Source organism: Synechococcus sp. A15-62, assembly GCF_014280075.1.
Lineage (GTDB): Bacteria > Cyanobacteriota > Cyanobacteriia > PCC-6307 > Cyanobiaceae > Parasynechococcus.
This window is the reverse complement of sequence record NZ_CP047950.1, coordinates 796,580-818,587: the sequence shown is the minus strand read 5'-3', so window position 1 is coordinate 818,587 and position 22,008 is coordinate 796,580. Positions and strand designations below refer to the sequence as shown.

Below are 22,008 nucleotides of genomic sequence, written 5' to 3'. Positions count from 1 at the left end.
GCTTCACGGCGAAAGCTGGAGCGGCGTGATCCGTACCGGATCCCCGATGCCAATGCCAAGACGCTGCGCCTCACCGGCACCGATCTCAATCACCGCATCAACGAAATCAGCCCGTCCATTGCCATCGGCATCGGCGGAGTAGGAGCGACAGGGCAGGGCAGCGCAGGTGGGAACAGCGGGCACCAAATCGAGCACCCGCCCATCACGCACAAAGATCATGTCAAGAGGCGCAAGGGTGTTGAACATCCAGAAGCGCTGCGGCTGGGGGGTGGCGAAGGGAAACCACATCCCACGCAAAGGCGGCAGAGCCGGCCTCTGCATCAAGCCCAGCCGCTGCTGCTCCGGACTGCGGGCTACCTCGAGATCAATGCAACGCTGCTGGGCCACACACCAGCGGGCCCCAATCGGCAGCCACTGCGGGGGCGGTTCAGGGGGCAGAGCATCCATGGCCGCTCAAGCCTTCGGCAACACCTGGCCGAGGCGATACCCCCGGCCGCGCACGGTGTGAAGCAAACGGCGCTCACCACCGGCCTCCAGCTTCTGACGCAGGTAGCGCACGTACACCTCAACAACATTGCTGCTGGAACGCTCCCCCTGCCACACCTCCTGAAGCAGCAGCTCGCGGCTCAACACCTGGCCACGCCGCCGCAACAGCACCTGCAACAGCATGAATTCCCTCGCCGTCAACGCCACCACACGTTCTCCCCGCCGAACCGTCCGGTTGGTGGGGTCGACACTGAGATCATCGAGCTGAAGCAGCACCGGTCGCTGCCCCGAGCGCTGTTGAATCGTGCGGTGCAGGCGCAGACGCAGCAACAGATCGCTGGGCCCGATCTCCGAGAGCCAGAAATCATCTGCACCGGTTCCGAGGCAGGCGGCCCGGGCCTCAACGCTGTCGCGTTCCAGATCCAAAAGGATCGGCATGGCCCCAAAACGGCTGCGCAGGTCTTGAATCAATGCGGTCTGATCGGCCGCCAGCACAGCAGCCACAGGGGATTCACCCGGTTCAGCGGCATGTGCCGAGGGCCCGGCACTGAGCCAATCGAGGGTTGCGTAGCCCGATGCGGCTAGACGGGGCGCCAGGGAGATCGCCGAAGGGCCTGCCAACAGCAACAAGGGATCAGCGTTCATTCCCGCTCGGGCTTGGCGATGTGGGGCAGGCCCCAACCCAATTTGTTGCGCAGCACCTGGAAAAACTCATGGTCAGCGAGGCGCACAAAGCGCACGGGGTGATCGCTGCGACGGATCAAGACCCGGTCCTCGGGCCAGACATAGCAACCGGCACTGCCATCCACCACCATCATCAGCCGCTCCGGTGTGGCCGGAAACACCGTGACGGGCTCACGGTCGCTGAACACCAGGGCGCGGGAGGCCAGGGAATGGGGCGCGATCGGGGTGAGTTGCAGCACCGGACAATCCGGCGTGATCACCGGACCACCGGAGCTGAGGGCGTAGGCCGTCGAGCCCGTCGGCGTGGAAAGGATCACACCATCGGCAGCGATGTCCACCGGGGCGTGGCGGCCAATAGCGATCTCGAAGTGACACATGCTCGTGAGCGGCTCACGGTGCAGGGCCATTTCATTGAGGGACAGCGCCTCCCAGCGGCGCTGGTCGCCCCGCATCACACTCACCACAAGGTTGCTGCGTTCCTCGATCGTCCATTGCTGGGTGAGCACCACATCGAGGGCCCGGTCCAGATCATCGAGATAAGCCTCAGCCAGGAACCCCAGATGGCCGGTGTTGATCGTGAGAATCGGAATCCCCACAGGAGCGGTCTGCCGCGCTGCGGAGAGCACCGTGCCGTCTCCCCCCAAAACGATGGCGAGCACCATTGATTGATCAAAGCCCTTGGGCACACAGGCGCTATAGCCCCGCAGCCGCAGGTGCTGATCGGGGTTGGCAAAGCCCACCATTCCCCCCGAACTGCTGGCCCGCTCCACGGCGTGGCCGGTTGCCTCCAGGCGCTGCTGAATCGTGTCCGCCGTCTGAACGGCCAGCGGCTTGCCGTCATTGACGATCAGTCCAATGCGGGGCACTGATCGCGGCCAAGAAACAACGGATTCAGCTTATGGGACCTTGCATGCGCCCATCCGTCCGCGATCGGGATCGCAACGCTGCGCAAATTTCCTTTTCTCTCTAACAAGAGGAAAATGCGCAGACGTCCATGAAAGCCTTCAAAACGCTTGGACAAGTCCTCGCTCTGAGTGCGCTGGCAATTGGGACAAAAACAGGGCCTATCGAAGCCCGAGGGCAATCAACATTGAACGGTCAAGTCGGTCACCGACAGCGAGCAAACCATTTTTGATCTGGCCCTGCGCTATCGCGCTGGGGAGATTCAAAAGCCACGGATGACGCCAGGGGCGATGAGCTTCATTGGCTTCGCAGGCATGCGATTGATCGACGCCTCCTTGGACATGGACGTGTCGTTCAAAGACGACGTAACCATCGAGGGAATCCTTCCCTCAAGGCAACTCCAACGCGACATTGCCAATGAAGCCAGTGAGACGTGGCACAACACCTGGGTTCAGCCCCTTGTGGGCATGAACACCACCCTGGCTCTGGGCGAAGACTGGCAGGCCTTCCTCGGCATGGATGCCGGTGGCTTTGGGCTCAATGGCAAACAGGATCTTTCGGGAACCGTCGAAGCGGGTATGGCCTACGCCCTGGGCAATTCCGCTCAGATTTCCCTGGCCTATCGCTACTTCGGTATCGACTACTCCGCCCACAACGGACGCGACAGCTACTCCTCCACGCAACATGGCGTTTCGATGGGATTTCGCTGGTTGTTTGACTAAGCCTCCAACCCGAACGACTTGAGTGTTTATCCACCCACGGGACTTAACGGGCTTTTGGGTTTGATGTGGCCAACCCAGCGGATCAGCAGGAGAACCAGGGTGAAGACAAGAAAGGGTGCATAGAAATCCGCTGGCCCTTTCTTCACATGGCTCACGTAAGTGAGGGCGAATTCGGCCCAAATCCAATAGGAGCCAATCACGTGCAGTCGCATCCAATGTTTCATGCCCATCCATCGCTGAGCCGCATTCGTTGACGTGAGAGCCATCGAGGCAATCAACAGATACGCCACACCGCCAACCAGCCACTTCCCTGCGGGCTGCTCACTCAGGAATGGGTCAGGGAAATCAAGCGCCATCGCAAGGATCAAGGCCAAATGAATCCCATGGGACGATGCAAAACTCAGCCCGATCCAGCGTCTGTTTTGCAGCATCCACTGACTCAGGGATGACGGCCAGAGGCGTTGCACACTCGAAGCCACAAAGGCCATCGAGAAGAGAACCAGGGAGCTTCGCCCCGTTGCATCGATGCCTGCCGCGACTGATGTCGACGTCCATCCAGAGACGCCGAAGTGAAGCGCAAGACCCACCACGATCGTGAGCGTCACCAAGGCCGTCAGTCGCCAGCCAAGACGAGCCATCGAAACTTCCCTGATTCTCTTTTTTAAACACCCTGTTCAGCCTTGCCAACTGCGGGTTAAGAGCACCGAAGCCCTAGGTGGCAGAGCGTGGTTGAGCTTTTACTGCGCCAATCAGAACTGCTCAAGGAAGCGCAGATCGCTGGTGTACAGCCGGCGGATGTCGTCAATGCCATGGCGCACCATGCAGAAGCGCTCCACCCCCAGGCCCGCGGCGAAACCGCTGTAACGCTCCGGATCGAGGCCAAGCCCTTCCAGCACGGCAGGATCCACCATGCCGCAGCCCATCACCTCAAGCCAGCGGCCGCGCCACTGCACATCCACCTCGGCGGAGGGCTCGGTGAAGGGGAAATAACTGGCCCGGAAGCGCACCGGCAGGTCACCGAAGAAGGCCTTGAGGAAGGCCATCACCGTGCCGCGCAGGTGGCTGAAATCAAGCCCCTCATCAATGGCCAGCACCTCCACCTGGTGAAACACCGGCGAGTGGGTGGCATCAACGGCATCGCGGCGATAAACCCGACCGGGAGCCACGATCCGCACCGGAGGCGGGTTCTCTTCGAGGTGGCGAATCTGCACCGGGGAGGTGTGGGTCCGCATCAGCAGGTCACCCCCGAGATAGAAGGTGTCCTGCATGTCCCGGGCCGGATGGTCCTCGGGGATGTTCAGAGCGGTGAAGTTGTAATGGTCCCGCTCCACCTCAGGCCCTTCGGCAACGCTGTAACCGAGGCCCAGGAACAGATCAACGATCTCTTCGGTGGTGGTGATCAGGGGATGGCGATGCCCCATCGGCACCCCGGAAGCCGGAGCGGTGACATCGAGGCTTTCCCTGGCAATTCGCTCCGCCATGGCCGCCTGCTTCACGGCCTGCAACCGCTCTCCCAATAGCGACTGCACCTGCGTTTTCAGCACGTTGGCGCGCTGACCCACGAGGGGACGCTCCTCTCCGGGCAACTTGCCCATCGCCCCGAGCACACCGGAGATGCGGCCCTTCTTGCCCAGCAGCCCAACCCGCAGTTGCTCCAGCGCAGCGGCATCGGCCGCCTCGGCGATCTCCGCCGCGGCCTGCTGCTCGAGGGCATCGAGTTGATCGGTGAGCTGCTGCAGGGTGACCGGTGCGCTCACAGGGATGAAACAGACAGCTGCCGACTGTAAGCAGCCATGCCGCTTAGGTTCACCACAGTGCGAATGACCCCATGGCCCCGCTGCGGATACTGATCAGCAATGACGACGGGGTCTTCGCCGACGGCATCCGAACCCTGGCCGCCGCAGCGGCAGCCCGCGGCCATCAGGTGACGGTGGTCTGCCCGGATCAAGAACGGTCTGCCACAGGCCATGGCCTCACCCTGCAGACCCCCATCCGCGCCGAACGGGCCGATGAACTGTTCGCCCCAGGGGTCACCGCCTGGGCCTGCAGTGGCACCCCAGCCGACTGCATGAAGCTGGCCCTGTTCGAACTGGTGAAGGAGAAGCCAGACCTGGTGCTCTCCGGCATCAATCACGGACCCAACCTGGGAACCGACGTGTTCTGCTCCGGCACCGTTGCCGCAGCGATGGAAGGCACCCTTGAGGGCATTCGTTCCTTAGCGGTGAGCAGCGCCTGCTTCCAGTGGCGTCAGTTCCAGGCGGCCGCCGATCTTGCCCTGGAGGTGAGTGAACAGGCCATCGCCGACCAGTGGCCCGACAACCTGCTGCTCAACCTCAACATCCCCCCCTGTGACCGGGAGGAGATGGGAGCACTGCGCTGGACCCGTCTCTCGATCCGGCTCTACGACGAGCAATTCAGCCGCCGGGAAGATCCCCGTGGCCGCGCCTACTACTGGCTGGCCGGAGAAGCCGTGCAGGATCTGGAATCAGCTGGAGAAGGCCCCCGTGATTGGCCCAGTGATGTGGCCCAAATTCACGCCAATTCACCCTCACTCACGCCGATCCAGCCCGACCTGTTCTGGCGGGGGCCCCTCAGCGGACTGCCGCAACTCAAGCTCAAGGATCAACTGGTGCGGTAAACCCGCTGCAGCAACCAAAGGGAGAACAACACCCCGATCAGGTGGGCGAACAGCACCTGAGTGTTGCTGAGCACTGAAAGCATTTCCAGGGACGTGATCGCCAGGTTGTCGGCCATGCCGCGGCCGCCGATGGCAATGCCGGGAGTCTGCATAGAGGCCTGCACGAACAGGCTGCCGGCAAGGGCTTGGTAACCAATGGTGGCGAAGGTGAGACCCAGAAGATCCGCCAACAGCCCCCGTTTGATCAGCCGCGCAACCTCACCCCGACTGGGACGGGCTGCACTGTCGATGGCCCGACCGGTCCGCACGATCAGCCAGCCCTGCCAGAGGCTGAACAGCAACACGAGAAAGGCCAGGGACGTGAGCGAAAGGCCAGGCCCCAAGCCCACAGCACGTTCGGAATTACGGGCCAGGCTTCCGCCGATGTTGTTGAACAGCAGCACACCCACCACAACGATGCCGAGGACCACTTGGATCCAGAACCGGATCCATCCCATCCGACGCACGCCGAACGACAACTTCTTGAAATCGAGGCGGTCTGGCATGCCCTGGTGCTCTGTCGTTCAAACTTGCCACCAAAGCGCACCTTCTGCACCTCTTTGATCCCGCTCTGCTCTCCAGAGGAAGCCCGTCGGCCCACTGCCCTGGCGCTGGGGAGTTTCGATGGCCTGCATGCCGGCCATCGCCGCGTGATCTCTGAGGCCATTCAGAACCGCCCCGAGGAGGCCGTTGCCTCGGTGGTGAGCTTCTGGCCCCATCCCCGTGAGGTGTTGTTCGGGGAGGCACGTCTGAGGTTGGATCTACCCAGCGAAAAACTCGCTCTGCTGGAACCGCTGGGGATCCAACAGCTCGTGCTGGTGCCCTTCACCCGCGAGCTCGCTCAGCTGAGTGCCGAAGACTTCGTCACCAACGTGCTGCTGAACACTCTTCAAGCACGGCGCATTGCCGTTGGCACCAACTTCCGCTTCGGTCATCAGCGGCGCGGTGACGCCGAGATGCTGGAGCGGCTGGCGGCTCGCAGCGGCGTTGAGGTGAAGGTGGTGCCCATCGTTGAGGACAGGGAGGGCCGGATGAGCAGCAGCCGCATCCGCGCAGCCCTCGAGCAGGCCGACCTCACCACCGCCAAAGCCTTGCTGGGCCGGGCCTACCGCTTTCAGGGACGGGTGGTTCGAGGCCGAGGCCTGGGGCGTGAACTGGGCTGGCCTACCGCCAATCTCCAAGTGGATGGGCGCAAGGCCTTGCCAGGCCTTGGCGTCTACGCCGCCTGGGCCCAACTGGATGGGGATGGCGATCGGCTGCCGGCCGTGATGAACCTCGGGCCCCAACCCACAATCGATCCCACATCTCCCTCAGCCGTGGAGGTGCACTTGCTGGATCAGAGCCTAGAGCTGGAGGGCCGGCAACTGGGCGTCGAGCCGGTGCAGCGCTTGCGCGGCCAGAGCAAATTCAGTGGCCTCGAGGAGCTCAGCAGCCAGATCGGCCGAGACGCAGCCCAGGCCCGCGAGATTCTTCAGACCGGCTCTCAGGCCACGGTCGGATAGGCATTCACCAGCCCCCAGACGATGAACACGCCGATGCCGCCGAGAAGGACGATTCCCCAGACCAGAACGTGCATGGTGCTCTCAGAACCACCGTTCTCCATGACCAACGCAGAAACCGTTGCCCACAGGGTGCCATGAATCCAACCCCAAGCGAGACATTCCTGGATCCACGGGTGGCACGCCTGATCGACGCCAACCTCGACCGTGCCCGGGAAGGCCTGAGGGTGGTCGAAGACTGGTGCCGCTTCGGGCTGGAGCAACAGGATTTGGTGGTGCGCCTCAAGGACTGGCGGCAACGGCTGGGGCGACTGCATCACGACAGCTACAAGCAGGCTCGCTCCACGAGCACCGACACCGGCGCCGGACTGGAGCATCCGGCCCAACTCGATCGCCACAGCCCCGACCACGTGGTGGCGGCCAACTGCGCCCGGGTGCAGGAGGCGCTGCGAGTGCTTGAGGAATACGGCCGCACAATCGATCCTGCGCTGGCCGCTGAAGCCGCAGCAATCCGCTACGGGCTTTACGACCTGGAGGTGACCTGCCTCAACGCAACCCTGGGAGCAAGGCGACGCAACAAGCTCAAGGACGCTCGCCTTTGCCTGATCACGACCCCCTGCGATGACCTGACCGATCGGGTGGAGGCCGCCCTAAGGAATGGCGTAGGGATGGTGCAGTACCGCTGCAAAGCGGGGAACGACCGCGAACGCCTCCAGGAGGCTCAGCAGCTCAGGAAGCTCTGCAACAACTTCGGGGCGCTGTTGTTGATCAATGACCGTGTCGACCTGGCCCTGGCGGTGGATGCGGATGGGGTGCACCTCGGCCAGGAGGACATGCCCAGCGAGGTGGCCCGCGATCTGTTGGGCGTTGATCGGCTCCTGGGCCGCAGCACCCACAGCATCGATCAGGTTCATCAGGCTCAGCAGGAGCCGATCGACTACATCGGCTTCGGCCCGATCCATTCCACAGCCGTTAAACCCGAACGGAACCCTGTGGGTGTTGAGCTCTTGGCCAAGGCCATGGCGATCAGCCAACGCCCCGTCTTCGCCATCGGTGGAATCACTCCGGCCAACCTGCCGGCACTGCTCATGGCCGGGGGCCAGCGCGCGGCGGTGATCGGCGCGATCATGCAGGCCAATGACAGCGGGCAGGCCACTCGGCACCTGCTCCAGCAGCTGGACCAAGCCCCGATCTGAGCCATGCCTCTCACCCTGATGGTCAACGGTGAAACCCGAGTGCTGGATCCAGCACCGGAGCCCGCCAGCCTGGCGGCCGTTGTTGCCTTGTTAGCCAACAACCCCCAGCTGGTGGTCGCCGAGCACAACGGCGTGATCGCAGCCCGCAGCCGCTGGGACAGCATCGTGGTGAAGGATGACGACACCCTTGAGATCGTCACCATCGTTGGTGGTGGTTCCTAGAGTCGTCGGATCAATGCTGTGGGCGCTGCTGTGGCCACTCCCCGACTGTTGACGCGATCCCGACGACTGCTCGCATCACTGCTGTTGCCGCTGGTGATTGTGGGGCTCTGCCTGTTTCAGGCACAGCCGGCTGATGCCGCCCGCGGTGGGCGAATGGGAGGCGGCAGCTTCCGCGCTCCCTCGATGCCCCGATCAGGTGGCAGCTACGGGGGTGGCAGCTACGGCGGCGGTTACCGCGGGGGTGGTTACCGCGGCGGCGGACTTGGCTTCCCCTTCCTCATCCCCATCTTCGGCTTCGGCGGTGGTGGACTGTTTGGTCTACTGATCCTGATGGCGGTTGCAGGTGTGCTGGTGAACGCCCTTCGTGGCGTTGGCAATGCCCCCTCAATCGGTGGTGCTGCTGCGGCTCCGGCCATGCCGCGCAACGTGAACATGATTCAGGTGCAGGTGGGCCTGCTGGCCAGTGCCAAATCCCTGCAGGATGATTTGCGCTCCTTGGCCGCCTCCTCAGACACCAGCAGTTCCGCCGGTCTGCAGAGGCTGCTACAGGAAACAACCCTGGCCCTGCTGCGCCAACCGGACCTCTGGGTTTACGCCAATGCCGAGAGCGGCAGCGTTCCCTTCAGCTCGGCTGAATCAACGTTCAATCGCCTCTCGATGAACGAGCGCAGCAAGCTGGACGCTGAGCTCACCAGCAACGTCGGCGGACAGCGGACGACGGACTCGAGTAACAGCACTGGAGACGCTGATGCCACCAACGAATTCATCGTTGTGACCTTGCTGGTGGCCTCCACGGCATCGGCCAAGCTCTCCGGGTCCGACACCGGTGAAGATCTGCGCCAGACCCTGCGCATTCTTGGTTCCACAGCCTCAAGTGAACTCATGGCCCTGGAAGTGATCTGGCAACCGGAAGGCCGTGGAGATGTGCTGAGCGCTAACGACCTGGTGACGGCTTACCCCAACCTCCAGCACCTCTGAGACGCCAGAGCCATTGATGGCTCATCTACAGGTTTTCTGAGTATTTCTCCCCAGCGATCAGGCCTAATTTGGCTTGATTAGATTGCGTACTTCAAGCGTTGGCTCCCGACCCCCGCTCCATGCAATGGCAACAGGACGGCGAGCTGGCGCAGGCTGATCTGGATGCTCTTGTGCATGCGCTTCAGCAGGTGGAGTGTGATCACAACAGCGTTGAGCTGCAGCGTCTCGGCCAGATCGACCCTTCCGCTGCGGCTTGAAGCCTCAGCTTGAAGCATCCGGGGCACAGCCCCTGAGCATCCGCAATGCAGCCATGGCTGCGCCGTAGCCGTTGTCGATATTCACCACTGTCAGCCCTGGGGCACAGCTGGCAAGCATTCCTTCCAAAGCGGTTCGTCCCCCTGCGCTGATTCCATAGCCAACGGAAACCGGGACGCCGATCACGGGTTGCGGCACCAGCCCAGCCAGCACCGTCGGCAACGCACCCTCCATTCCCGCGCAGGCGATCAGGATCCGCGCCGTAGCGAGACGGGGCAGTTGATCCAGCAAGCGGCGCAATCCAGCCACCCCCACATCCATCACAGGATCCACGCCGATGCCATGGCAACGCAGTGCCAAGCTGATCTCCGCCACCACCGTGCGATCACTGCTGCCTCCGCTGAGCACCGCCACCGCAGCCGGTGGCGCAGGCGCAGGAGGCAGTGCACCCAGGGTGAGGCAGCGAGCATCGGCATGCAGCTCCACCGCCGGCAACGCCTCACACACCCGTGACGCCTTTTCGGGAGCCACCCGGGTCACCAGACCCAGTTCTCCTGCTGCGGCAAAGCTCTCAAGGATGGCGACGATCTGATCGGCTGTCTTGTGTTCTCCCCACACGGCCTCGACCATGCCCAAGCGCTGGCGGCGCTGCAGATCGAGGCGAGCGTCCGGCGTGGTCACTGCGGCAACAGTTCCCCTTCAAACACCAGCGGGAACGGGTTGCCCTGGCGTTGCCCCGTTGCCTCACGGGCTAGCGTCTCGAAGCGCTCCTGAACCGTCTCCACCTCGGCCATGGGGATGGATTTCCAAGCCTTACGACTGCTCCAACGAATCAGCAGCGTTCCCTCTTCGGTGGCCGGATCCCAGAACAGATCACGACCCAGAAAACCAGGCTGTTGGTTCAGCCAAGGCTCCCAGCTGCCGCGTTCCGCCGCCATCCATTGATCACGGCTCTCCCGGGGTACCTGCAGCCGCAGGTGCTCAACCACAGCCACCACGTCACCACGTGTCGGGTCGGACTCTGCCCGCACCTCTGTCTCCGAAAGCCCGCCCAACAAGAGAACCAGCGCCAAACAAGGTGCGATGACCCTAAGCAGTACAAACCGGAGGTGATGCACGGTTCAGCTCCGCTGCAGAAGAGCCACAGCCTGGCAACTGATGCCTTCTTCCCGTCCCTCCGGACCCAAGCCTTCATTGGTGGTGGCCTTCACACCCACGGCATCGGGGGCGATGCCGATCGCAGACGCCATCCGGCTGCTCATCTCAGCAATGTGCGGCTTGAGTTTGGGGCGCTCAGCAATCACCACCGCATCGATGTTCACTACCGACCAGCCGCGCTCCTTCACCAGCTTCACCACCTGATCCAGCAGCTTCAAGCTGTCGGCCCCTTTCCATTGGGGATCGGTGGGGGGGAAGTGCTTGCCGATGTCGCCGAGGGCAAGGGCCCCGAGCAGCGCATCCATCACGGCATGCACCAACACATCGGCATCACTGTGGCCATCCAGACCAAGACCATCGGGATGGTCGAGGGTCACACCCCCCAGGATCAAGGCCCGACCGGGCACCAGCCGATGGATGTCGTATCCGTTGCCGATGCGCAGCTCCATGCCGGGATCTGAAGGGTTGTTCATTGTCGCGGTCTGCCAGCGGGCAAACAAATCGGGCCGCCGCTCGCGGGTGCGCTGCTCCCGCTGCTCCTGGCGCCACCGGGCGATGGCACCGTGGTCGCCACTGCGCAGCACATCCGGAACGGACATGCCGCGGAAGTCGGCGGGGCGGGTGTAATGCGGGTGTTCCAGGAGGAGTGCACTGTGACTTTCCTCCACCAGGGAATCGGCGGTCCCCACCGTGCCGGGCAGCAGGCGCACAACACCGTTGATCACCGTCATCGCCGGCAGCTCACCACCGGTGAGGACGAAATCACCCATTGACACCTCCTCATCGGCCAGGCCGCGAATCCGGTCGTCGAAGCCCTCGTAGTGACCGCAGAGGAAGACCAGTTGATCGTGGTCGGTGGACCAACGCTGCAGATCTGCCTGCAGGAGGGGACGCCCCTGCGGTGACATCAACAGCACCCGGCTGCGGGGACTGCGGGGGATCGCCTCCATCGCGGCGAACACCGGCTCAGGCTTAAGCACCATGCCGGCGCCGCCCCCATAGGGCTCGTCGTCCACCTTGCGATGGCGATCCGTGGCGAAGTCCCTGGGGTTGTGCAGGTGCAACTCGGCAATGCCCGCGTTGAAGGCACGACCGATCACCCCCAGCTCCAGCAGAGGAGCAAACGCCTGCGGCGCCAGGCTCACCACATCAAGGCGATAGGGCGCCATGCCGCCTCAGGCCGCGGGTTTGGACACCCTGCGGATGTCCGTGCAGAAACTGCCCTGCACCGGTGTGCCCTGGGCATCCACTGCCGTGGTGCTGCGCAGGCGCAGGTTGGCCCGCGTGAACCAGATCCGCTCCTGAACCTGCACGCCGTCAGCCCGGCTGAGGTTCAGCTCCATGCTGCCGTCAGGCCAGAACCTCCAGTTGCCTGGCGAATCACCATCAAGAATCAGCCGTCCATCAGCAGCGAAGGTGAGGGTGCTGCTGGTTCCACCAGGGGCCTGCACCTGCAGTTGGCCGAGCGCCCCTTGCTCGCTCACGCAGCGGACGGTGAGTTCACCCCGTTCGCTGCTGTGCCACTCGTCATCACCACCAGCAGCCAGCTCAAAGCAACTGCGAAGGCTCATCCACTCCCCGTCGCAAAGGCTCAGAAAGGAGCCAGGGTCTTCCGGGGGAAAGGCTTGTTCACTCATGCGCCCATCCTCTCAGCCGGATCACCAACTGATGGGGAGGAAGGGATAAGGGCGGTTCCAGCCGTAGAGCGCAAGCCGCTGCTGACCATGGGCGGCGGCTCCGCGCCGGTGAAAGCCGAACACATCCGCCAGCACCAGGGTGTTGGCAGGGCAGGTGAGGGCAACAGGCCTTGGCAGACCCAGTTCGGCCAAGGACTCTTCGCGAATGCGGAACGATCCAGACACATCCGGCTGCCGCCGTTTTTCGGCAGCTGCAATGGCTGTGGTCTGCTCCCAACGCAGGCGGGACGAATCGAGACGATGGCTGCCCGGCACGTATTCGAAGGGGCCGTCCTGGGGTTGCACCGGCCGAAGAAAGAACCAGAACTTCAGAGCTCGGAAGAACGTATCCCGATGCAGCACCTTCTGCAGATCCGGCGTGCGGGCCTCCTCGCCGTGCAGCGTGAGGTAGATGTCCAGCTTGCGCGGATTCATCGGCAAGCCGATGACCTGGCGCGATCCCGCACTGAGCCGCTGGTCATGGGAGAAGGCAGCGGCCCGAGGCATCTGCTCGGGGTCGATGTGCAGAAAGCGGTTGAGGGTTCCTCCATCGAAACGGTCAAACCCCCCGGGGAAGGGTTGTTTGGGGCGAAAACCAGGCCGGCTGTTGTCCGGTGCCGGATGCAAGCGTGAGGCGCGAGCCACCACGGTCTCCACCTCATCGCGCAAGGCCTCAAACTCCGGCTGCGCCAGAAAGTTCTCCAGCACCACAAAGCCATCCCGCTCCAGGCTGGCCAGCTGAGCTGGTCGCAGCAGCCGCCTCCAAAGACAAAGCGTCTCGGCCAGCTGAACCCGGCGTCGATGCAGCTGCCAGCGTCGGTTCAGATCCGGGTGACCGACCCAGGGGTCCCGAAAGCTCTTGGTGCGCGTCAGCAGCGAAAGCATGGGCGCGACATTACGCGCTGATGCCATCAAGCGGGCAGTTATTGATCTCCCGTGTAACCCAGCTCCGCCAAGCGGGCCGGTTTACTGCGCCAATCAGGCACCACCTTCACGAACAGCTCCAGATACACCGGACCATCAATCAGCACCTGCATCTGCAGCCGCGCCCCCTGGCCGATCGTCTTGAGCATCGCCCCGCCTTTGCCGATCAGGATTCCCTTCTGACTTTTCCGTTCCACCAGAACCGTGGCCAAGACAGCCGTCCGACCCGCACCCTTGCCCTTGGCCGGCAACTCCTCAACGCGATCAATGGTGACGGCAACGCTGTGGGGCACTTCCTCCCGCGTGTGCAGAAGCACCTGCTCGCGAATGAGTTCCCCCAGCAGCACCCGCTCCGGTTGATCACTCACCATCTCGGGCGGATACAGCTGTGGCCCCAAGGGCAACTGAGCCGCCATCGCTGCTGTGAGATCTGCGCAGCCATCGCCTGACAGGGCGCTGCAGCGGTGCACCGGCCAATTCGTCTCCTGCAGCAGAGCGGCATAGGCCTCTTCCGCTTCAGCGCGGCGCTCCTCCGCCAGCTTGTCCCACTTGTTCAAGGCCACCAGCACCGGCAGGGACTGCTGCTGCAGCAAATTCACGATGAAGGCATCACCGCGCCCCGGGCGCTCGCACCCCTCCAACAGCAACACCACCAGATCCACTTCACCGATGGCGCTGCGGGCACTCTTCACCAGCCGTTCCCCCAGCAAGTGGTGGGGCTTGTGGATGCCAGGCGTGTCCACCAGCACCATCTGGGCCACCTTAGTGGTGAGGATGGCCCGCAGTCGGTTGCGGGTGGTCTGGGCCACGGGCGATGTGATCGCCACCTTCTCCCCCACCAGCTGATTCACCAGCGTGGATTTGCCCACGTTCGGGCGACCGATCAGTGCTATGAAGCCAGAGCGGTAATCCTCTGGCAGGGGAGTTGCATGCATCTTCTAAGTCTGCGCCGCCGTTGAATCAACCCGTTGAATCGACCCATAGCCTGAGAGCAGGAATTGGACAGGTCCATGGCGGATCAGCAGCCCACCTTCCAGCAGGCCATGGAAATCACAGCGGCCTGGCTGCTGCAGTGGGACAACGAGGAGATCAGCGATGAGGTGCTGGCCGACCGCATCGGTGAAATGGTGGCCAGCCGCGATGGGGCCCGGGGATTTTTCGTGGTGAGCCTGGCGGGCGAGAGCGTGCTGATGGATCGGTTGCCCGACGCCGTCGTCGGTCAGCTGCGCGGCGCCGGTTCTGAAGTTGTGGATCTGAGCGTTCGCAATCTGGCCATGAGCACTGCCATGGCCGTTCATCACCAGCGCGCGGGAGATGAGGTGCAGCAGGCCGGCTCGGAGCGGGTCAGCAGCCGCTGCATTGAACTGCTCAGGCTGCTGGAACCAGCGGAGGTGAAAGAGCGCCTAGAGCAACTGCTGGCCGCAGCACTCGACAACCGCGGTGAGGACGTCGCCTTCCTGGAGAAGTGGGGGTACGACGCCGAGCAGAAACAAGCCATTGGAGACAGCGTTTATACCGTGGCGGAGGGCTGAAGGTTGAAGGCTGAGCCACAAAAAAAGCCCCGGACAGGCCGGGGCAAGGAATGATGCGATTGCGTTGAAATCGTCAGTCGCGACGATCAGTCCCGACGACCACCGCCGTTGAGCACGATGATCAGACGCAGGATGAAGATGAACAGGTTGATGTACGTGAGGTACATGCTCAGAGCGCCTGCCAGATATTGGTCATCCCGGTAGGAGCGGGGCATCGTGTAGAAGTCGACGAAGGCGGCTCCCACGAAGAGCACGGTGCCAAAGCCCGCGATCATCAGCTCAAAGCTGGTGCCATGGAACATGGCAGGGGCAAAGATGCCGCCGATGAACTGGACGACCATCGCCAGGATCAGGCCGACCAGGCCGAGACCCACCACGCCGGACAGCGCCTGACCAACGGAATCGCTCATGCGGCGGCCGACGATCGAGGCAATCACGAAGGTGATGCCGGTGGCCAGGGCAGCGGTGCCGACCGCACCCACACCCGCAACGGCTCCCGCCAAAGCCACGAGACCACTCAAGGTGAACCCGGTGATCAAGCTGTAGATCGACAACAGCGGCAAGGCTGTGGCGTTGTTGCCCTTCAAGGCGACGTTCTGCGCCACGAAGAACAGCACCAGGTTGCCTATCACAGCCACCCAGAACAGGGGCATGAACAGCGGTGTCGCCATCATCGAGAGACCACCAATCACCCCGATTGAGGTGAGCACCATGCCGCCGCCGACGTAGGGCAGCGCTTTATTGACAACGTTGGGGCCGACGAGGGCACTCGATTGCGCCTCGCGGATCGCCTCCTGGAAATTGCTGCTTGCTGGCATGTCGACCAGGTCACCAAAGACTCATCACATCCTGCCAGCGTTGACAAGGGATTGGGGTGTGGATCTCCCTATCGACGTTGAACTTTTGGCGTTTTGCGTTCGTCCCGTCGGGCATAGGCCTCCACCACCCGCTGCACGAGAGGGTGACGCACCACATCCGCCGCAGTGAGGCGGCAGACAGCGACCCCTTCAACGCCCTCCAACACCTCGGATGCCTCCACCAAACCGCTTTGCACGGTGGCGGGCAGATCCACCTGGGTGATGTCACCGGTCACGACCATTCGCGAACGCTCTCCAAGACGGGTGAGCACCATGCGCATCTGGGCCGGCGTGGTGTTCTGCGCCTCATCCAGGATCACAAAGGCATCGCTGAGGGTGCGGCCCCGCATGTAGGCCAGGGGAGCGACCTCAATCACACCCTTCTCCAGCAGCACAGTGGTTTTCTCCGCGCCGAGCAGGGAATGCAAGGCGTCATAGAGCGGCCGCAGATATGGGTCCACCTTCTGCTGCAGGTCGCCGGGCAGGAACCCCAGCCGCTCCCCAGCTTCAACGGCCGGCCGGGTGAGAATCAAGCGCTCCACCTTGCGTTCGGTAAGCATCCGAACCGCGAGAACGGTGGCGAGAAAGGTTTTGCCGGTGCCGGCAGGGCCGAGGGCAAAGGTGAGATCGTGGCGCTCCATGGCATCCACGTATTTCTTCTGGCGCAGGGTGCGCGGGCGCAGCAGATTGCCCTTCTGGCTCTTCGCCAACACCTGCTCGCCCATAGCGGCGTGGTCATCGCCGCGGCCGGTGTTGAGCGCTCCCAGCGCCGACTGGAGGTCCACCGGTGACACCGACTGGCCGTCCTGCCAGATCGGGCGCACCAATTCCACAACCGCAGCAGCCCTCTCAATCTGCGTTGGCCGCCCGGTGATCACCAGTTGAAGACCCCGCAACACCATGGAGGCTCCTGTCAGAGCTTCCAGGCGATGCAGGGTTGTTTCCGCTTCACCAGCCAAGGCCAGTGCAGCATCGGGATCAGGCAGGTCGAGAACGAAACGGCCGCGTTCGCCGTCGTCAGACACCGGAATGATCAGCCCTCGGTGGATTCGGATTCTGCGGAATCAGAAGCTTCAGCTTCTGCAGCTTTCTCTTCAGCTGCTGCAGCCTTGGCCTCAGCAGCCTCCTTGGCGGCTTGCTTGGCATCAGCCTCACGCTTGGCCGCTTGCTTGGCCTTGCCAACGGTCTCGGCAGGACGCACGGTCTTTTCCAGAAGACCGCCGCGCTCGAGCAGCGTGCGCACCACATCAGTGGGTTGGGCACCCTGACCCAGACGCTCACGAATGGCCTCGGTGTCGAGACGCGTTTCCTTCGTCCGCGGATTGTAGAAGCCCAGCTCCTGCAGAGGACGACCGTCCCGACGTGAGGTGCTGTTGCAGGCCACGAGGCGGAAGCTCGCTTCCCGCTTCTTGCCAAACCGCTTCAGGCGGAGCTTGATCATCGTGGCCCTGGAGTGAAGGAAAGAGGTGGTCCGGCGGCGCCTAAACGCCTGCCAAACAACCACCATACCGTTCCGCCCTCACAGGTCCCCGAAGCCCTTCTTCTTCTTGGCGGGTCGCTGTCGCTTCGGTGGTCCCCCACGACCGGGACGACCACCACCTCCAGGCATGCCGCTCATTCCGGGCATTCCCGGCATTCCACCCATCCCCGGCATTCCACCCATCCCCGGCATTCCACCCATCCCCGGCATTCCGCCCATTCCGGGCATGTTGCCCTGGCTCATCTGCTGCATGAAGCCGCGCATCTTCTGAAAGTCGGCCAGCACCTTGTCCACATCTGCAGCCTGATGACCGCTGCCGCTGGCGATCCGGCGACGCCTTGAGGGTTGACTCGCCAGAAGGTCGGGATTTTCCCGCTCCTGCTGGGTCATCGAACCAATCATGGCCTCGATGCGCTTGAGCTGCTGCTCCCCCTGCTTGAGCATGCCGTCATCGATCTTGTTCATGCCCGGGATCATTTTCATCAGACCCCCCAGCGAGCCCATGCGCTTGATTAGGCGCATCTGCTTGACGAAGTCCGAGAAATCAAACGTCGCCTCCTGCAGCTTCTTCTGCATCTTTTCGACGTCGGCGAGTTCGACCTCCTTCTGGGCCTTCTCCACCAGCGTCAGCACGTCACCCATGCCGAGGATGCGACTGGCCATCCGTTCGGGATGGAACGGCTGCAGGGCCTCAACCTTCTCGCCGGTGCCGATGAACTTGATCGGCTGACCGCTCACCTTGCGGATCGAGAGGGCGGCACCTCCACGGGAATCACCGTCGAGCTTGGTGAGCACCGCACCGGTGATCCCCACCTGGTCGTGGAAGGCGCGGGTGAGTTCGGCTGCTTCCTGGCCGATCATCGAATCCACCACCAGCAGCACCTCATCGGGCTGCACAGCGGTGCGGATCCGCACCATCTCCTCCATCATCTCGGTGTCGATCTGGAGGCGACCGGCGGTGTCGACCAGGAGCGTGTCGAACCCTTCCTCCTTCGCCTTGGCCAGACCAGCGGCCGCAATGTCTTCAGGCTTGGCCTCAGCACCGAGGCTGAACACCTCCACATCGATCTGAGCACCGAGCGTTTTCAGCTGCTCGATGGCGGCTGGTCGGTAGACGTCGGCACCAACCATCAAGGCCCGACGTCCCTGATCCTTGAGGTGGAGGCCCAACTTGGCCGTTGCGGTGGTTTTACCAGCACCCTGAAGACCGGCCATCAACACGACGGTGGGGGCGTCAGCCGCCTTGGCCAGAGGAGCGTTATCGCCCCCCATGACCTCCACCAGCTGTTCGTGGACCACCTGGATGAACTTCTGATCCGGGCTGACACCGCGCACCACCTCGGCACCAACGGCTTTGTCGCGGACATCAGCCACGAACTCCTTCACCACCGGCAGGCTGACGTCGGCTTCAAGCAAGGCCCGACGGACGTCCTTCAGAGCCCCATCGACGTTGGTTTCGCTAATGCTGTCTTGGCCGCGCAGCCCTTTGACCGCATCCTCAAAACGGGCTGAAAGCTCGTCGAACATCGGCGTTACGCCCCTGGATCAATGGGGTGATCGTAAAAAGCGACGGTCATGCAATCCGATTCAGCAACTCAGGAGCCTGGGATGTAGTCGTGCAAACGCCATTGGGTTCCATCCCTGCCGAGCACGTAGGTGACGATGAAATCAGTCGGCGCTGTCTCTTCAATGACGGTTCCGTCGCCAGACGTCAAGCGATCGCTGTAGGCCACCTGGGCCAGCAATTCAATCCTCTGAGGCTTGCGGTCGACCACCTCAATGGTGGTGATGGATGCATCAATCGACTTGGATCGCCCTGCAGCCTGATCAGCTGCCCGCTCCTGCTCCACGCGCTTCACCAGGGGCTGCCTCGCCACGACGGACAGATCCGCTGCCTGGCCGGACAGTGTCAACGCTTTGGCATCAAGCCATCCCTGGAGCAAGGCCTGAAGCTCGGCTTCCGTCGGGGCATCACTCACCAGTGGCTCAGAAAGAGCTGAAGGCTCAAGATCGGGCTTCAGACTCGCCACGGGCTCGTCATCCATGGGCTCTTCATCCACGGGAGATGAAGCAGCGTCGAGCTCCAGCTTCGCTTCAACCTCCTCTTCCAAAGCGGACGGTGAAGCGCTTTGCGCCATCTGCGACGCGGGATTCCAGTTGCGTCGAACCAGGGCAAAACCTGCAACGGTGATTCCGATCAGTGCAAGCGCTGCAGCAGCGGGGCGGACCCAACGTTGCTGCCAGAGCGGTGTGGCATCCGCTTCTTCGGAGTCAACCGCCTGGTCTGATTCAGCTGGTTCGCTCGGCTCCCCAAGGGAGGCATCGCCTGCCGTTGCCCAAGCCAAGGTCATGTCGTCGGATCCGATCTGCCGCGACGCCTTGCGATCGAGACGATCGACAAAGCCCTGAACATCACGATCAGCGAACCAGGCATCGAGATCGGCACCCGAGGCATCCACGTCGCGATATCCCGGCAAGACATCACGTTCAAGCCAGGCCCGGCAGTACTCGCACTGCGCGGCCAGCCGATCACCCGGGTGATTGAGGAACCAGGCCTGCAGATCCGGATCCCGCAGGACGGCGAAATGCCGATCCGCATCCTTGACGTTGCCCAGCAGCAGATCCAGACACCCCAGCAGAGGCATGGGATCGAGATCAGCATTGGCAAGCGTCTGCATCCGCTCACGCGCCTGCTCGAGAAACTCGGGCTTGCGCCGGGAGAAGCCTGCAGCAGTGAGGGCCAGAACCGTGAGGAAACCGGCATCGGCGGCGCCCGCCTCAAACCAGCGGCTGTACAGATCGATCTGCTCCTGAACGGTCAGGAAGCGGCGGATCTGGTGAAAAAACGATTCGAAATCCTCCTGGCTGAGGCTGCCGGGCTGATCGTCATCAACATCAGCGGCCTCCAAGCCGCCCCGGGCCACGACCAACTCATCAAGCAGCGTCAAACCCTGTTGATGGGAGGCCTGATCGCCAAGATCACGACTCAGCAGATCGAGAATCCTAAAGGGAGTGAGGCCCTGCAAATCGTTTTCCAGCCGGCGCTGCTGGTCGGGCAGCTTGCCCATCCGCTGTTGCAGCTGAATGCCCTCGATCAACAGCTGGGCCGCCGACTCATAGCGCCGTTGCTCCTGTTCCTCCAAGGCAGCATCGCGGCAGGCCAGGGCGGCCAGAAGCGTCAGATCCGCTTCACGGCCACTGCCGAGGGCTGGAGCCTGGGGGGGCTGGAGCCCCTGCTTTGCCAGCTGAAAGGCCTCGAGAGCTCCATGGGCTTCCCAGAGCAGAATCAGACCCGCCACCTCACTGCTGGTGGGGAGGTCCAATCCCACCGTGCCGTTCGGATGGGATTCGCTGAGGCGCAACAGAGCGGCTTCATACTCAGCCCTGTCCGCGGGATCGGTCAGCAAATCGGCGGAGCGACGCAGCAGATCGGCGCGTTGGAGCAGAGCCTCATGGGTGAAGCCCTGATCTGGTGGACTGTCACAGCGGGTTTCCAAGCGGCGCAGGATTGCCTCAGGGTCTGCCGATGGACTGACGCCCAGAAGTCGGAAATGATCAATGGGCAGATCCAACAGCGCCGCTGCGAGGAGACGCGGATCTTAGTCAGTGTCAGGGGTTTTGCCCATCGCTCATCGGCTGGCCCTTAAAGTTGAACGCAATCCCTCAGGTGGACATGGGTCAGGACCTCGCTGTCGATTCCGCTCCGATTGGCACTGCGACTGCTGGTCCCCACGCCGAACGGCTCTCGAAGCTGGTCACCACACAACGGGCCACCGTGAACCGGGACACCGGCTTGGAGCTCTACCGGGACATGACCCTGGGCCGGCGCTTTGAGGACAAGTGCGCCGAGATGTACTACCGGGGCAAAATGTTCGGCTTCGTGCACCTCTACAACGGTCAGGAAGCGGTCAGCACCGGCGTGATCGGTGCGATGAAACGGCAGCACGACTGGTTCTGCAGCACCTATCGCGACCACGTGCATGCCTTAAGCGCCGGTGTGCCGGCCCGCGAAGTCATGAGCGAACTCTTCGGCAAGGAGACCGGTTGCAGCAAAGGCCGCGGCGGTTCGATGCACCTGTTCTCCAAGGAGCACCACCTTCTTGGCGGCTTTGCCTTCATCGCCGAAGGCATTCCCGTAGCGCTCGGATCTGCCTTCACCAGCCGCTACAAGCGCGACGCCCTTGGTGATGCCTCAAGCAACGCCGTGACAGCAGCTTTCTTTGGCGATGGAACCTGCAACAACGGTCAGTTCTTCGAATGCATGAACATGGCGCAGCTGTGGAAGCTGCCGATCATCTTCGTGGTCGAGAACAACAAGTGGGCCATCGGCATGGCCCACGACCGGGCCACCAGCGACCCGGAGATCTGGCGCAAGGCCAGTTCCTTCGGCATGGCCGGAGAGGAAGTGGATGGCATGGACGTTCTGGCGGTGCGGGCAGCGGCCCAACGCGCCGTGGAACGTGCCAGGGCGGGTGAAGGTCCTACCTTGCTGGAATGCCTCACCTACCGCTTCCGCGGGCATTCTCTGGCTGATCCGGACGAACTGCGGGCGGAGGAAGAAAAGCAGTTCTGGGCCAAGCGTGATCCCCTCAAAGCCCTCGAGCGGGACCTGACCGAAGCGGGTCTGGTGAACAGCGATGAACTGCGCGCCATCGAAAAGGACATCGACGGGATCGTTCAGGACTGCGTTGACTTCGCCCTCTCCGCACCCGAGCCAGACCCAGCAGAACTCACCCGATACATCTGGGCTGAAGACTGA

27 protein-coding genes are annotated in these 22,008 nt (G+C 62.9%); 9 read left to right on the top strand and 18 right to left on the bottom strand.

Features of this window, described 5'->3' with window-relative positions; translation table 11 throughout:
* Positions 1-3: 3 nt before the first annotated feature.
* The 3 genes from SynA1562_RS04490 to SynA1562_RS04480 are packed head-to-tail and all read right to left on the bottom strand — an operon-like array spanning position 4 to position 2,036.
* Complete coding sequence (locus SynA1562_RS04490) at positions 4-447, bottom strand: DUF192 domain-containing protein (protein WP_186494908.1); 444 nt, start codon at positions 445-447, stop codon at positions 4-6.
* A 6-nt stretch (positions 448-453) separates the two neighbouring features.
* Complete coding sequence (locus tag SynA1562_RS04485; RefSeq protein WP_186494907.1) at positions 454-1,131, bottom strand: response regulator transcription factor; 678 nt, start codon at positions 1,129-1,131, stop codon at positions 454-456.
* A complete protein-coding gene (locus SynA1562_RS04480) occupies positions 1,128-2,036 on the bottom strand; it encodes an NAD(+) kinase (RefSeq protein WP_186494906.1) in 909 nt (302 codons plus the stop codon). Before SynA1562_RS04480 ends, SynA1562_RS04485 begins: the two co-directional genes overlap by 4 nt.
* 327 nt (positions 2,037-2,363) lie before the next feature.
* Between SynA1562_RS04480 and SynA1562_RS04475 the strand changes: the two genes are divergently transcribed.
* Positions 2,364-2,795 (top strand): hypothetical protein, encoded by a 432-nt coding sequence (locus tag SynA1562_RS04475; RefSeq protein ID WP_255445730.1) that lies wholly within the window; start codon positions 2,364-2,366, stop codon positions 2,793-2,795.
* A 26-nt stretch (positions 2,796-2,821) separates the two neighbouring features.
* On the opposite strand, the gene SynA1562_RS04470 is transcribed toward SynA1562_RS04475, so the two are convergent.
* A complete protein-coding gene (locus SynA1562_RS04470) occupies positions 2,822-3,433 on the bottom strand; it encodes a ferric reductase-like transmembrane domain-containing protein (protein WP_186494905.1) in 612 nt (203 codons plus the stop codon).
* Positions 3,434-3,544: 111 nt separating this feature from the next.
* The gene (gene pheS / locus SynA1562_RS04465) at positions 3,545-4,552 is read right to left on the bottom strand and encodes a phenylalanine--tRNA ligase subunit alpha (protein WP_115081995.1); all 1,008 of its coding nucleotides are present in this window, start codon (positions 4,550-4,552) and stop codon (positions 3,545-3,547) included.
* A gap of 71 nt (positions 4,553-4,623) precedes the next feature.
* Between pheS and surE the strand changes: the two genes are divergently transcribed.
* Positions 4,624-5,433 (top strand): 5'/3'-nucleotidase SurE, encoded by an 810-nt coding sequence (surE, locus tag SynA1562_RS04460; RefSeq protein ID WP_186494904.1) that lies wholly within the window; start codon positions 4,624-4,626, stop codon positions 5,431-5,433.
* Here the strand turns inward: surE and SynA1562_RS04455 are convergent.
* Positions 5,418-5,978 (bottom strand): DUF3611 family protein, encoded by a 561-nt coding sequence (locus tag SynA1562_RS04455; protein WP_186494903.1) that lies wholly within the window; start codon positions 5,976-5,978, stop codon positions 5,418-5,420. The two genes, surE and SynA1562_RS04455, sit on opposite strands and share 16 nt — an antisense overlap.
* A 54-nt stretch (positions 5,979-6,032) precedes the next feature.
* On the opposite strand from SynA1562_RS04455, the gene SynA1562_RS04450 reads away from it, so the two are divergent.
* Complete coding sequence (locus SynA1562_RS04450; RefSeq protein ID WP_186495311.1) at positions 6,033-6,974, top strand: bifunctional riboflavin kinase/FAD synthetase; 942 nt, start codon at positions 6,033-6,035, stop codon at positions 6,972-6,974.
* Here the strand turns inward: SynA1562_RS04450 and SynA1562_RS12965 are convergent.
* A complete protein-coding gene (locus SynA1562_RS12965; protein WP_255445805.1) occupies positions 6,956-7,081 on the bottom strand; it encodes a hypothetical protein in 126 nt (41 codons plus the stop codon). The genes SynA1562_RS04450 and SynA1562_RS12965 overlap by 19 nt on opposite strands.
* Before the next feature lie 27 nt (positions 7,082-7,108).
* Between SynA1562_RS12965 and SynA1562_RS04445 the strand changes: the two genes are divergently transcribed.
* The 4 genes from SynA1562_RS04445 to SynA1562_RS04430 all read left to right on the top strand — a co-directional run bounded on the left by SynA1562_RS04445 (position 7,109) and on the right by SynA1562_RS04430 (position 9,624).
* The gene (locus SynA1562_RS04445) at positions 7,109-8,167 is read left to right on the top strand and encodes a thiamine phosphate synthase (protein ID WP_186494902.1); all 1,059 of its coding nucleotides are present in this window, start codon (positions 7,109-7,111) and stop codon (positions 8,165-8,167) included.
* A 3-nt stretch (positions 8,168-8,170) separates the two neighbouring features.
* Positions 8,171-8,389: a sulfur carrier protein ThiS gene (gene thiS / locus SynA1562_RS04440; protein ID WP_186494901.1), complete on the top strand. Its 219-nt coding sequence runs from the start codon at positions 8,171-8,173 to the stop codon at positions 8,387-8,389.
* An 18-nt stretch (positions 8,390-8,407) separates the two neighbouring features.
* Positions 8,408-9,367: a DUF1517 domain-containing protein gene (locus SynA1562_RS04435; protein ID WP_186494900.1), complete on the top strand. Its 960-nt coding sequence runs from the start codon at positions 8,408-8,410 to the stop codon at positions 9,365-9,367.
* Between the two features lie 98 nt (positions 9,368-9,465).
* A complete protein-coding gene (locus SynA1562_RS04430) occupies positions 9,466-9,624 on the top strand; it encodes a hypothetical protein (RefSeq protein ID WP_186495457.1) in 159 nt (52 codons plus the stop codon).
* A 4-nt stretch (positions 9,625-9,628) separates the two neighbouring features.
* On the opposite strand, the gene larB is transcribed toward SynA1562_RS04430, so the two are convergent.
* The 6 genes from larB to era form a co-directional block, all read right to left on the bottom strand.
* Positions 9,629-10,303, bottom strand: a complete 675-nt coding sequence (gene larB, locus SynA1562_RS04425; RefSeq protein WP_186494899.1) for a nickel pincer cofactor biosynthesis protein LarB — start codon at positions 10,301-10,303, stop codon at positions 9,629-9,631.
* Positions 10,300-10,680: a TIGR03792 family protein gene (locus SynA1562_RS04420; RefSeq protein ID WP_255445773.1), complete on the bottom strand. Its 381-nt coding sequence runs from the start codon at positions 10,678-10,680 to the stop codon at positions 10,300-10,302. The genes larB and SynA1562_RS04420 overlap by 4 nt, the downstream gene beginning before the upstream one ends.
* 63 nt (positions 10,681-10,743) lie before the next feature.
* Complete coding sequence (trmD, locus tag SynA1562_RS04415; protein WP_186494897.1) at positions 10,744-11,949, bottom strand: tRNA (guanosine(37)-N1)-methyltransferase TrmD; 1,206 nt, start codon at positions 11,947-11,949, stop codon at positions 10,744-10,746.
* Between the two features lie 6 nt (positions 11,950-11,955).
* Entirely contained in the window at positions 11,956-12,417 is a 462-nt protein-coding gene (locus SynA1562_RS04410; protein WP_186494896.1) for a phycobiliprotein lyase, read from the bottom strand.
* 21 nt (positions 12,418-12,438) lie between these two features.
* Positions 12,439-13,341, bottom strand: coding sequence for a phytanoyl-CoA dioxygenase family protein (locus SynA1562_RS04405; protein WP_186494895.1), 903 nt, complete (start codon positions 13,339-13,341; stop codon positions 12,439-12,441).
* A 38-nt stretch (positions 13,342-13,379) separates the two neighbouring features.
* Complete coding sequence (gene era / locus SynA1562_RS04400; RefSeq protein ID WP_186494894.1) at positions 13,380-14,315, bottom strand: GTPase Era; 936 nt, start codon at positions 14,313-14,315, stop codon at positions 13,380-13,382.
* 75 nt (positions 14,316-14,390) lie between these two features.
* On the opposite strand from era, the gene SynA1562_RS04395 reads away from it, so the two are divergent.
* Positions 14,391-14,912, top strand: coding sequence for a hypothetical protein (locus tag SynA1562_RS04395; protein WP_186494893.1), 522 nt, complete (start codon positions 14,391-14,393; stop codon positions 14,910-14,912).
* 86 nt (positions 14,913-14,998) lie between these two features.
* Here the strand turns inward: SynA1562_RS04395 and SynA1562_RS04390 are convergent, their stop codons facing one another.
* The 5 genes from SynA1562_RS04390 to SynA1562_RS04370 form a co-directional block, all read right to left on the bottom strand.
* On the bottom strand, positions 14,999-15,730 hold the full coding sequence (locus tag SynA1562_RS04390; RefSeq protein ID WP_186494892.1) for a Bax inhibitor-1 family protein: 732 nt from the start codon (positions 15,728-15,730) through the stop codon (positions 14,999-15,001).
* Between the two features lie 68 nt (positions 15,731-15,798).
* Positions 15,799-16,794, bottom strand: a complete 996-nt coding sequence (locus tag SynA1562_RS04385) for a PhoH family protein (protein WP_186494891.1) — start codon at positions 16,792-16,794, stop codon at positions 15,799-15,801.
* A gap of 8 nt (positions 16,795-16,802) precedes the next feature.
* Positions 16,803-17,210, bottom strand: a complete 408-nt coding sequence (rpsP, locus tag SynA1562_RS04380) for a 30S ribosomal protein S16 (protein ID WP_115133001.1) — start codon at positions 17,208-17,210, stop codon at positions 16,803-16,805.
* 78 nt (positions 17,211-17,288) lie between these two features.
* Positions 17,289-18,776, bottom strand: coding sequence for a signal recognition particle protein (gene ffh, locus SynA1562_RS04375; protein WP_186494890.1), 1,488 nt, complete (start codon positions 18,774-18,776; stop codon positions 17,289-17,291).
* Between the two features lie 68 nt (positions 18,777-18,844).
* Positions 18,845-20,821 carry an IMS domain-containing protein gene (locus SynA1562_RS04370; RefSeq protein WP_186494889.1) on the bottom strand — a complete coding sequence of 659 codons (1,977 nt, stop codon included), beginning with the start codon at positions 20,819-20,821 and terminating at the stop codon, positions 18,845-18,847.
* Positions 20,822-20,922: 101 nt separating this feature from the next.
* Here SynA1562_RS04370 and pdhA point away from each other — a divergent pair, with 101 nt between their 5' ends.
* Positions 20,923-22,008: a pyruvate dehydrogenase (acetyl-transferring) E1 component subunit alpha gene (gene pdhA, locus SynA1562_RS04365; protein ID WP_186494888.1), complete on the top strand. Its 1,086-nt coding sequence runs from the start codon at positions 20,923-20,925 to the stop codon at positions 22,006-22,008.

Bases quoted from the DNA above. Each gene is read 5' to 3' on its own strand.
- SynA1562_RS04490 (WP_186494908.1), bottom strand. From the start codon at position 447: ATGGATGCTCTGCCCCCTGAACCGCCCCCGCAGTGGCTGCCGATTGGG.
- SynA1562_RS04485 (WP_186494907.1), bottom strand. From the start codon at position 1,131: ATGAACGCTGATCCCTTGTTGCTGTTGGCAGGCCCTTCGGCGATCTCC.
- SynA1562_RS04475 (WP_255445730.1), top strand. From the start codon at position 2,364: ATGAGCTTCATTGGCTTCGCAGGCATGCGATTGATCGACGCCTCCTTG.
- SynA1562_RS04470 (WP_186494905.1), bottom strand. From the start codon at position 3,433: ATGGCTCGTCTTGGCTGGCGACTGACGGCCTTGGTGACGCTCACGATC.
- surE (WP_186494904.1), top strand. From the start codon at position 4,624: ATGGCCCCGCTGCGGATACTGATCAGCAATGACGACGGGGTCTTCGCC.
- SynA1562_RS04455 (WP_186494903.1), bottom strand. From the start codon at position 5,978: ATGCCAGACCGCCTCGATTTCAAGAAGTTGTCGTTCGGCGTGCGTCGG.
- SynA1562_RS04445 (WP_186494902.1), top strand. From the start codon at position 7,109: ATGAATCCAACCCCAAGCGAGACATTCCTGGATCCACGGGTGGCACGC.
- thiS (WP_186494901.1), top strand. From the start codon at position 8,171: ATGCCTCTCACCCTGATGGTCAACGGTGAAACCCGAGTGCTGGATCCA.
- trmD (WP_186494897.1), bottom strand. From the start codon at position 11,949: ATGGCGCCCTATCGCCTTGATGTGGTGAGCCTGGCGCCGCAGGCGTTT.
- SynA1562_RS04410 (WP_186494896.1), bottom strand. From the start codon at position 12,417: ATGAGTGAACAAGCCTTTCCCCCGGAAGACCCTGGCTCCTTTCTGAGC.
- SynA1562_RS04405 (WP_186494895.1), bottom strand. From the start codon at position 13,341: ATGCTTTCGCTGCTGACGCGCACCAAGAGCTTTCGGGACCCCTGGGTC.
- era (WP_186494894.1), bottom strand. From the start codon at position 14,315: ATGCATGCAACTCCCCTGCCAGAGGATTACCGCTCTGGCTTCATAGCA.
- SynA1562_RS04395 (WP_186494893.1), top strand. From the start codon at position 14,391: ATGGCGGATCAGCAGCCCACCTTCCAGCAGGCCATGGAAATCACAGCG.
- SynA1562_RS04390 (WP_186494892.1), bottom strand. From the start codon at position 15,730: ATGCCAGCAAGCAGCAATTTCCAGGAGGCGATCCGCGAGGCGCAATCG.
- rpsP (WP_115133001.1), bottom strand. From the start codon at position 17,210: ATGATCAAGCTCCGCCTGAAGCGGTTTGGCAAGAAGCGGGAAGCGAGC.
- ffh (WP_186494890.1), bottom strand. From the start codon at position 18,776: ATGTTCGACGAGCTTTCAGCCCGTTTTGAGGATGCGGTCAAAGGGCTG.
- pdhA (WP_186494888.1), top strand. From the start codon at position 20,923: ATGGGTCAGGACCTCGCTGTCGATTCCGCTCCGATTGGCACTGCGACT.